The following is a 9,614-nucleotide window of genomic DNA, read 5'->3' as shown; positions in this document are numbered from 1 at the left end:
AAGCAAGACTCTCGTCGAGCTGGCGGCCTCCGTCGAGAAACAGGATATCGGTGGGGGGAGATCGTACCCTTACCAGGGTTCATTTGGCCATAGGCAATGCCTTGCTGCGTGGCTTCAGAGCTATTGCGCGTCCATCCGACCCGAACACATGATTTTTTGCAATGGCGGACAACATGCCATTTGGATCTCCTTGGCTGTGCTCAACAAAGAAAAGATAACTATCGTCACGGATGAAATTCCATTCGCAGGTCTCCTGTGGATCGCCAAGGATCTCAACATCGGGGTAGTTGGCGTATCATCCGATCGCGAAGGAATGTGTCCTGATGAACTCGATCGAGTATCCAAAGAGGTAAAGCGCACCGGTCGGCAGCCTGTCCTCTATATATCTCCAACCGCCCAAAATCCGACGGGGATTTCTCTTTCCAATTCAAGGATGGTAGAACTTTTAAAAATTTGCCAGAGTGAAAACATGTTAATCATAGAAGATGACGTTTACACGGCCTTTTCTTCCAGAAACCACTCGACATTTGCCGACATGGCTCCAGATATTACTTTCTATATAAACAGCTTGGCGAAGATTCTCTCTCCGTGGTTCAGACTCGGGGTGCTCGTGTGCCCTCCCCGATTTCACAAAACCATCATGAGTTACGTTTCGACAAACGGTGCGAAGATTTCTCCAATTATAGCGGAGGTTATGCAGCAATGGGTCACGAGTGGCCTGGCTTCGGAGGTCGCGATGATGACCCATCAGGAAGGGGTCCGACGAAACGAGTTGGCAAAGCAGGCATTTGCCGGGATTCAGAATGCATTGATAGGCAACGGCTTCCATATGTTTTTGCCAATGTCCCAAGACGATAGCAAATCGCTTTGGACAATGGCTAGGAGACAAGGGATCAGGCTCAGCAAACCGGCTATCAGTCTGAATCAAGACCCCAACCGAAGCGGCATCCGAATATGCCTTGGGGTTCCGACCATCTTTGACCTTAAATTTGCCTTAGCAAAGGTCGCGGAGGCCCACCTCAAGGTCACAGCTGCGAGGAATCACCCAGTATCAAGCGGAAATAGGCCACACGGGGCTCAGGTTGAAACCTGATGAAGGCGGCGTCTTTGCCACTCAGCCTCGGCGGTGGATTTTTGTGTCCATTTGGGGAAAAGTGTCACGTGACGCCTTACTTGTTGCTCAAACGCGCGCCCTGCTTCTAGTGAGCCATTGACCGAGAAACTCCGTTTCACCCGTTCTTAGCCCGTCTGGGTGTTGCAAATTGCGTCCTCGACGTCTGAGCACCGGGAGCGATTATTCTGGGCTCGCGTGCCGTCAAGAATCTGGGCTCGCAAGAGCCCGGGATTTTGCCAATTCGTGCAATGTCTAAACGTCGAGAAAATCAGAGATGAAATTTTCTTCGCTGGTGAGCCGCTTGGACGGTTCAAAGGGCAAATGGGAGCTGCATCTAAGGGTACGCGAGATGGCCGCCGCCGGCGAAGACGTGATTGAGTTGACGCTGGGCGAGCCGGATGTAGAGGTACCTGAAGAACTAAAGGAATCCGCGATAGCCGCAATCCGGAGAGGCCGAACAAAGTATGCTGCCGAGCAGGGGGAGCCTCAGCTTCTCGAAGCGCTTGCGGAACACTATACGGCTCGCGTCGGGCGACCGATCGCCCCTGAAAATGTCTTGTGTTTTCCGGGTACGCAAACGGCCCTTTTCGCCGCGATGATGACACTTGCGGACGCGGGCGATGAAGTGCTCGTAGGCGATCCGATGTATGCAACTTACGAGGCTGTCATCCGCTCCACTGGGGCAACCATGGTGCCCGTCAAGTTGAAACCGGAAAATGGTTTCCGGATGAGGGCCTGCGACATCGCGCCCTGTATCAGCGCTCGATCCCGGGTCATCTTGTTGACAACGCCTCACAATCCATCTGGTTCGATACTTACTCGCAGCGACATTGCGGAAATTGCCAATCTAGCCGCGCGCCATGACCTCTGGATCGTTTCCGACGAGGTTTATGCCGATTTGATATTTGAGGGCCAAACCTTCGTCTCGCCGCTCGAGTTCGATGCGGTAAGGGATCGTGTTGTGGTCGTCTCGTCTATATCGAAATCTCACGCCGCCCCGGGATTCCGAAGTGGATGGAGCATCGGCTCAAAGGAGTTCGTCCAGGCTTCCGTGTTGCTATGCGATACTATGCTGTTCGGGAACCAGCCATTCATTGCCGATATGACCGTAGATGCCATAAGAATGGGATCCTCGGTAGTTGCCGGCATGCGACAGAGATATTCAGCTCGTGCACAACGACTGGAACGTGCTCTTGGCAATGGAAAGACCATGTTGGATGTATATCGTCCGCAGGCGGGTATGTTTGCACTGGTCGACGTGCGCCGGACCGGGCTTTCGGGAAAGGAATTTGCACGCGAGCTTCTAGACGAATGCGGCGTAGCAACCATGCCTGGATCTTCTTTTGGCGCAAGCCTCGATGGTTTTATCCGGATTTGTCTGACAGCCAAGGATGATGCATTCGATGAAGCCCTAAGACGAATTGTGCGCTTCTGCGACACAATTTCGCCTCAGCTTTACGGAGCCGCTGGCGCCTAAAGTTGGTTTCTCCGCCGCCCGAGTGGCGATCTTGGGGAGAACGTCGAGGTAACCGAGCGACTCGACGTGGTTAAGTTTGCAGGTCTCGATCAGTGAGGCGACGACGGGCCAGTGCTCGGCGCCGCCATCAGAGCCGGCAAAGGGGGCGTTCTTCCGGTTAAGCGGGATTGGGCAGGTCGACCGCTCGACGGTCTCGTAATCGGCAATACGGACGAGAACGTCGGCAAGCCATGCCTGCGGACCGACGTCGTTGAACTTGGCACTCATTGTCAGCGTGGCCGTAAAGATGGAAGCGCACGAAAATCACAGGCCACGACCGCCTGAACGGTCGTCACGAGTGAACTGCCGTGGCGACTGCCCTAAAGCTGCGCTGATCATCCCTGCGCGAACAACTGGATCTTTTTCTTTCTGTATACGCCTGTTGTACCGCTCCTCATCGGCAGCATCGGCAAAGCTCTCTATTTTATCAAAAATTTTTTGCCCGACTATTCCTTTGATTTTTTCTCCTAGCCTTTCTGCTTTGTCTGGGTTGCTAGGGACAACCCTGTCAATAGCAGATCCGGCCTTCGCCATCGCACGTTCGGCGAGTGTCGCTATTGTGCCCATTTCGATTACTCCTTTAAATAGCTTTGACTAGTACATATCAACAACCGCTCCGAATCATAAGCAATATCGTGTTACGTTTGTAACCGCCTGGTGGTTTCCGGGAGGAGTTCGAGGTTCTCGCCGATCAACGCGGCGACATACTCGATCGTGTAGACATGCGTCGGGGCGCGCCATCAGGCCGCAATCTGCCGGGCGCTGCCTGCGGCGGACCAGTTCCAGGGCATCAGTTCCGGCAGCCTTGATACGGGCAGGTTGGGCATGCGGACCAGGACATCCGCCAGGCTTGCGAAGCGATATCGTTCATCTTCGCCGTGACTTTCAGGAAATACATGAAGGCGCCACGTTCGCCCCCACGCTGAGAACCGGCGAATAGCCACGCCTTTCTTCCGAGAGCCCTACCGCGCAGGGCTCGTTCAGCGGCCTTGCCCGAAAGACAAAGCCTGCCTTCGTCGAGCGGCGGATGATATCTCGTGGGCAGGCTTGCCCTTGCGCAGGTTGCCGGCGATATCGGCCAGTTCGAAGAACTTGCGCCGCGCCTGGGCCTTATCTCGACCACCAGATAAGGCGCATTATCCAGGGCGAAGTTTTATCTCGGGTATTTGGCGGCGCACGCTGCATTTACGAGAGTTTGAGGCGTTCTGGTGTCCGGATAAAAGCTGCGGCAGGATCGTAGGATGCTTGCGAGCGAGGGGACGGACTTGCAGATACCGCTGCGCACATCGTCGACGATCGAGGACTATATCGCCACGCAGGAGTGGCAGCGCGCGTATCTATCGGGCTGCCCGCTTCATCCGCACGGTGGCTGTGCCTTTCGACGCCATGGCAGCTATGCACGGCTGACCAGTCCCGGCGTGCGCATCGCCCGCTGGTATTGCCCGGAAGGGCGGATGACATTCAGCTTGCTGCCGGATTTCCTGGCAGCCCGTTTGCCCGGGCTGCTTGCAACGATCGAGTGCACAGTCGCGGTGGCGGCATCGGCAAGAAGCATGGAAGTGGCGGCGGATGCGCTGCGCGGACCGGAGATTGGCCTCGCGGGAGCGGTGCGCTGGCTTCGGCGGCGGGTCACTGCAGTGCGTGGGTCGATCATGGCTGTCAGGGTGATTGCGCCATCATTGGCGGCAGATGTGCAGGCGTGCGCGGCCGCAGCAGATGACGTACCGATGTTGCCCAAGTTGCGCCGGGCGCTGCCAACCCCGGCGCTGAGCTGCATCCCCGCTCCATTGGGCTTCGCTCCGGTAGCGCTTGGTGATGCCCGTGCCATGGCCCGGACGTCTGGAGCGCGCTGGGTCACGGGCTTCAGGGTGGCATCACCAGGTGCCTGCGGCCAACACGAAGTGGGGCCTGACCACAATCCCGCAGCCCGCTACGCTGGGTCGGTCAAGGTGACAGGATCGCCATGCAGACCGAACCCAATGTCACGCCCTCCGCCGAGGATATCTGCCGCGTTTGGCGCGCCGACCGCCACCTGAGCAGTGGCGCAGCCATTGTTTACATGCAGAGGATCAAGCTGTTCCGCGCCTATTGCGTCGAACATGGGCTGGTGGAGCGCGGAGAACTCACCCTCGAACGCGTGAACCGCTTTATCGACTGGTATGCGCAACGACGGAACCTCGATCCGCGTTCGCTACATCTTTTCCGGAGCGGTCTGCGGTCACTCAACCGGATCTATCATAGCTTGGGGTTAGCACCGCCGCCTTGGCGATCGCCGCGTCCGGCAAAGCCGCCGGCAACACCTTTGCTTTCGGAGTATGCCGACTATCTTCTGCGGCATCGCGGCAATCCGCAAGCGACTGTAGACCAAAAGCTGTATCATATCGGCAAGCTTCAGGATCACCTGGCGCAGGCCGGCGAAGACTGGCATTCGATACGCTTGGTTGATGTCGACGCCTTTCTCGTCGCTTACGCACAACGGTATTCCCGGTCGTACGTTAGTGGCGTCGCGTGCAGTATCCGCTGTTTCCTGCGTTTTCTGCATTGGAGCGATCGCATTCCCGTCGATCTCAGCGAAGCCGTGATCGCGCCGGTGCAACCGCGCCTCGAGCGACCGCGGCGGGCGCTCGCCTGGGAGGATGTGCAGCGCCTGCTGAAGGCGGTGGATCGGTCGACACTGATGGGACTGCGCGATTACGCGCTCCTGTTGATGATGAGCACCTACGGTCTTGGAGCGGGCGAGGCCATCCGCTTGCGGTTCGAAGACATCGATTGGGAAGCCGACACCCTGTCGGTCGTTCGGCCGAAGACGGGGACGGCCTTCACATTGCCGCTTCTGCCGGCGGTCGCTAAGGCGTTGGCAGACTATCTGGGGAGCATGAAAAAGTTGGGGGTCTCGTCGGCTCCGGGTTAGCCTGACCAGCATGTCCGCTGTTGCAAATTTCGACGTGTACCAACTCAAAGTGAGCTTGCGACGAATCTCGCCGATGATTTGGCGCCGACTGCTCGTTCCGGAAGAAATGACACTCTACGCGCTGCACCGAACAATCCAGATCGCCTTCGGCTGGGAGGACTACCATCTCCATGCTTTCAACCTGCACGGCCGGCACTATGGTACGACTTGGACTGGCGAGCGCCACCGCGACGCGGCGGGTCGCGAGGTGACGCTCGCCGATCTCCAACTGCGCGTGCACCAGAGGATCCGCTACGAGTACGATTTCGGTGATCTTTGGGAACACGAGATCCGGGTTGAGGCCAAGCACGAGCGAGAGGGCGGCAAGGTCTACCCGGTCTGCATCGCCGGCGCGCGTGCCGGTCCGCCTGAGGATATTGGTGGTCCACTAGGTTATATGGCGCTCGTCGATCGGATCCGCTTCGGCGACATCGATCGGCTGCTTCATGGGTATGAAGAAGAAACCGATGACGATGATCCGCTGCGCACGTTCAAACCCGAGCGCTTCAGCCGGCGCGAGGTGAATGCAGCTTTGAAACTCGAATTTTCGGAGCTCACCAAGGGCTGACCGCAACCGGTCGACATGCTTCCCTCTCCTGCAGATAAGGAGGAATGCGGATGCGGTTTGCCATTCAACTCATGATCGACGGCGGCGACGCGGCAGACGAAACGCAAGAGATTATCAGTTTCGATCGAACAGACGGTGCGCTGTCGATCGATGAGCTCGGTCTGACGCTGGAAGAAGCGAAGAAGGCCCTTGCTGCGCTCCAGACCGCGATCACCGGTGCTCAGGTGATGCATCATTCCCGGCGCCAGCGGCCTTGTCCAGACTGCTGCAGACCCCGCTGGCTGAAGGATAACCGGACAATCACCGTGCGCACGTGCTTCGGCAAGCTCACTCTGCCAAGTCCCCGATATCGACGCTGCCGATGCCAAGCGATGCCCGGCATTTTCGCGCCTGTCGTGGCAGCGTTGCCCGAACGCGTTACACCCGATCTGCTTGCGCTCGAGGCGCGTTGGGCGTCACTTGCGGCCTACGGTGTCACTGCCGCTTTGCTGGCGGACGTATTGCCGATCGACGAGGCCGTGAACGCGTCGACGATCAGGAACGACGCGATGCGGGTCGCCGAACGTCTCGAAGCCGAGCTCGGCCCCGAGCAAGCCATGTTCGCGAGCGGATGCCAGGCCGAATGGAACAAGATGCCGATCCCCGGACCGCCCGTGACGATCGGCATCGATGGCGGCTATGTGCGCAGTTGGACCGACAGGCCGACCAATTTCGAGGTGATCGTCGGCAAGTCGGTACCCGAAGAAGGACCAGTGCGGCGATTTGGCTTTGTAGCCGGGCACGAGGAAAAGCCGAAGCGTCGTTTGCACGAACTTCTTGTCAGTCAGGGCATCGCGATGAACCAGGAGGTGACCTTCATGTCGGATGGCGCCTGCAATCTGCGAGACCTCCAATGTTACATGCGCCCCAACGCGGAGCACGTTCTCGACTATTTCCACATCGCCATGCGCGTCACAGTGCTCCAGCAAATGGCGCGCGGCCTGCCACCGCCGGTCAGTGCCGCAGCGCCTGCGGCTGTCGCGGTGCTCGAAAGCGTAAGGCGCTATCTTTGGCACGGCAATGTCGGCCGGGCACTCATCCTCGTTGAGGACTTCACCGACGGGTTTGATCTCATCACCGACCCATCGCCAGAGGTGCGCAAGCTGCGCCGGTATATCGAGGAGTTTAGCCGCTACATCGACAACAACGCCGATCTCATTCCGAACTACGCAGAGCGCCACCGCTATGGCGAGGTGGTTTCGACCGCCTTCGTCGAGTCGACGGTCAACCAGGTGATCGCAAAGCGTTTCGCCAAGAAGCAGCAGATGCAGTGGACGCCACGCGGCGTCCATCTCCTCATGCAACTGCGAACCCGGGTGCTCGACGGCACGCTGGACAACGATTTCAAGCGTTGGTGCGAGGCGCGGCAGAAATCTGAAGATCCACTTAAGCTGGCCGCCTGATGACCCCCAACTTTTTCATGCTCCCCAGGCAGCGAGCCGACGATGGCACAGCCGAAGTTCCTGTCCTGCCAATAGATGGCGGTCGGACCGCCGACCGCCGGCGTGTAGGTTCCCGTCCTGATCGCCTCGCCTTCTGCCGTGACGTACACGGAAATCGGGGTGCCCCCCTGATCCTTGTAGACCAGCAGTGCGGCAGAACCTTGCCTGGCGGGTAACACTCGCCCTCCAAGCAGTTCGAAACCTTCGGCCGTAAGGTCCGGCGCGACAAGCCTCAGGCCTGTTCGCTTCGACAGCCAGCTCTCCAGATAGGTTCTGTCGCTCGCACTGACCTCGACAGTGCGCGCCTGATCGGCGGTATAGGTCACATGGGCTGCGATCGCGTTCTCGGCGAGTACGTCCTCGCCTTGCAAGTCCATCAGCAATCCGCTGGACGCAGTGAGATATCCCCCTACAGCACCCGCGACGAAAATCGCCGCTACCGCCGCGACCGTGCGCCGACGCGTCAACCCCGCCGCCGGTCTTGCCTGCCTCCCTGTCAAGAGCCCCGTCAGCCGCTCGGGGACCGGTTCATCGAGAATGCCGCCGAAGGTCTCCCGCAGCAGCCTCATATCGTCTGCGAAGAGCGCGCTCTTCGCTTTCATTTCAGGATTAGCCTCCAACCAGGCCTCGAAATCGCCCCGCTCCTCGGCAGGCATCTCGCCGTCGAGCGCCATGTGGATATCGCACATCATGCAGCTGCGCTCCGTCATTTCTCGACGTTCCCGGATGTATGGTGCCGAGCCGCGTCGTTCAGCGGCACGCGCAATTCCTCACGGACCCGCGCGATCCGCGACGTGAACGTTCCCCTAGGGATGCCGAGGATGCTGGCCGCCTCGGGATCGGGAAACCCGGCGAGGACGTCACAGCCGGCAAAGGTGGCCTGCGGTGACCCGGGCGTGACCACGTTTTCGGCGGCTTCCTGGCAGCGGGACAACCTTGCCCGGCCGATTCGCCTTCCGTATCTGATCGATGAACAAATGCTACATGATCTCAAATTGCCAGCAGAGCGAATTCTTGCCGGTACGTCAGCTATCGAGCCACTTCCCCGTCGCGCGAAAGCGTGGGCATATCGGCGCAGCCGGGGGATTTCCGCAAGCATAGCCGTCTTCTTCTCGTCCAAACGGCTTGCCCGGGGACTCCAGTTCCGGTTGCCACGCCCGCCCGACTGAACTCCACTTTCGGTGCTGCACAAGCAGCCGAGCCATCGAAACATCGGCAACCTTCATTCAGCCGTCGCCATCATCTTCCATAGTTTAAGAACGCGCGGGGAGCGGAATTTATTCCCCCGTTCGTGTCGACGGAGTCGAAACTTCTGATCCAACCAATTCATTGGTCAGAGGTGAGCAATCCTGGTGCCCGTCGCGAGAAGAGCTGCCGGCGGCAGTGCGCGGAACGCGCAATATTATATTATGTGTCGCGCGTCCAACCAGCTGCTGCTGAGCGCAGCTGGCGCCGGAGGACAACCGGAAGTCGAGGGAACCAATGCGCGGCTAAATTCAGGTGGAAGCGAGCCTCCTTGGTCTGCGACCGCGCAGACGTTTGAAGGCGCGGTAAGCAAGAAGCAAGCCCACTATCGAGGCATAGACGACTGGCTCCATCGGCCATGATTTGACCACCAGAAGGAAGTGGATCGCGGCGGCCGCGGCGGCCACATAGACCCAGCGATGAAGACGGGCCCATGCACCTCCCCCCAGACGACGGATCATCGCATTGTTCGACGTGAGCGCGAGTGGGACCAATATCGCAAAGCTGATCATGCCGATCGTGATGTAGAGCCTCTTGACGATGTCCGCCCAGATGGCCGCGACGTCGAGACCCTGGTCCAGCACCAGGTAGGTAGTCAGGTGCATCAGTGCATAAAAGAACGCAAGCAGCCCGACCGCGCGCCGGTAGCGAAGGAAATTGATGCCGAAGAGGTCGCGCAACGGGGTGATGGTCAGCGTAACGATCAGAAATCGCAACGCCCAAAGCCCCAGAGTCCGCTC

The 9,614-nt window shown here is 58.8% G+C and carries 9 protein-coding genes and 3 pseudogenes; 5 read left to right on the top strand and 7 right to left on the bottom strand.

Annotated elements, in window-relative coordinates; genetic code table 11:
- Positions 1–1,093: aminotransferase class I/II-fold pyridoxal phosphate-dependent enzyme (locus MESS2_RS29110; RefSeq protein ID WP_157357893.1), on the top strand; the 1,093-nt coding region annotated here is incomplete at its 5' end.
- Positions 1,094–1,388: 295 nt separating this feature from the next.
- The gene (locus MESS2_RS29105) at positions 1,389–2,591 is read left to right on the top strand and encodes a pyridoxal phosphate-dependent aminotransferase (RefSeq protein WP_040594297.1); all 1,203 of its coding nucleotides are present in this window, start codon (positions 1,389–1,391) and stop codon (positions 2,589–2,591) included.
- Here the strand turns inward: MESS2_RS29105 and MESS2_RS33705 are convergent.
- The 4 genes and pseudogenes from MESS2_RS33705 to MESS2_RS32570 all read right to left on the bottom strand — a co-directional run.
- A pseudogene (locus MESS2_RS33705) lies at positions 2,526–2,876 on the bottom strand (transposase domain-containing protein); the annotation flags it as partial. The gene MESS2_RS29105 and the pseudogene MESS2_RS33705 overlap by 66 nt on opposite strands.
- 18 nt (positions 2,877–2,894) lie before the next feature.
- Complete coding sequence (locus MESS2_RS29100) at positions 2,895–3,197, bottom strand: hypothetical protein (protein ID WP_008878262.1); 303 nt, start codon at positions 3,195–3,197, stop codon at positions 2,895–2,897.
- 173 nt (positions 3,198–3,370) lie between these two features.
- Positions 3,371–3,651: pseudogene (locus MESS2_RS31770) on the bottom strand (IS66 family transposase); the annotation flags it as partial.
- A gap of 372 nt (positions 3,652–4,023) precedes the next feature.
- Positions 4,024–4,407 carry a hypothetical protein gene (locus tag MESS2_RS32570; protein WP_157357892.1) on the bottom strand — a complete coding sequence of 128 codons (384 nt, stop codon included), beginning with the start codon at positions 4,405–4,407 and terminating at the stop codon, positions 4,024–4,026.
- A 186-nt stretch (positions 4,408–4,593) separates the two neighbouring features.
- Here MESS2_RS32570 and MESS2_RS29095 point away from each other — a divergent pair, with 186 nt between their 5' ends.
- The 3 genes and pseudogenes from MESS2_RS29095 to MESS2_RS32565 form a co-directional block, all read left to right on the top strand.
- Positions 4,594–5,541, top strand: coding sequence for a tyrosine-type recombinase/integrase (locus tag MESS2_RS29095; protein WP_008878259.1), 948 nt, complete (start codon positions 4,594–4,596; stop codon positions 5,539–5,541).
- A gap of 10 nt (positions 5,542–5,551) precedes the next feature.
- On the top strand, positions 5,552–6,148 hold the full coding sequence (locus tag MESS2_RS29090) for a plasmid pRiA4b ORF-3 family protein (RefSeq protein WP_083918715.1): 597 nt from the start codon (positions 5,552–5,554) through the stop codon (positions 6,146–6,148).
- A 44-nt stretch (positions 6,149–6,192) separates the two neighbouring features.
- Positions 6,193–7,461, top strand: a pseudogene (locus tag MESS2_RS32565) (ISKra4 family transposase); the annotation flags it as partial.
- Here MESS2_RS32565 and MESS2_RS34285 read toward each other — a convergent pair.
- The 3 genes from MESS2_RS34285 to msrQ all read right to left on the bottom strand — a co-directional run.
- Positions 7,371–8,339 (bottom strand): anti-sigma factor family protein, encoded by a 969-nt coding sequence (locus tag MESS2_RS34285; protein ID WP_425277767.1) that lies wholly within the window; start codon positions 8,337–8,339, stop codon positions 7,371–7,373. The pseudogene MESS2_RS32565 and the gene MESS2_RS34285 sit on opposite strands and share 91 nt — an antisense overlap.
- Positions 8,336–8,563, bottom strand: coding sequence for a hypothetical protein (locus MESS2_RS33700; RefSeq protein ID WP_008878255.1), 228 nt, complete (start codon positions 8,561–8,563; stop codon positions 8,336–8,338). The genes MESS2_RS34285 and MESS2_RS33700 overlap by 4 nt, the downstream gene beginning before the upstream one ends.
- Positions 8,564–9,125: 562 nt before the next feature.
- A partial coding sequence (gene msrQ / locus MESS2_RS29075; RefSeq protein WP_040594295.1) for a protein-methionine-sulfoxide reductase heme-binding subunit MsrQ occupies positions 9,126–9,614 on the bottom strand: 489 nt, incomplete at its 5' end.

This window comes from Mesorhizobium metallidurans STM 2683, from assembly GCF_000350085.1.
Classification (GTDB): Bacteria; Pseudomonadota; Alphaproteobacteria; order Rhizobiales; family Rhizobiaceae; genus Mesorhizobium; species Mesorhizobium metallidurans.
Note: the sequence above shows the minus strand (reverse complement) of the source record. Positions and strands in the feature narration are given on the sequence as shown.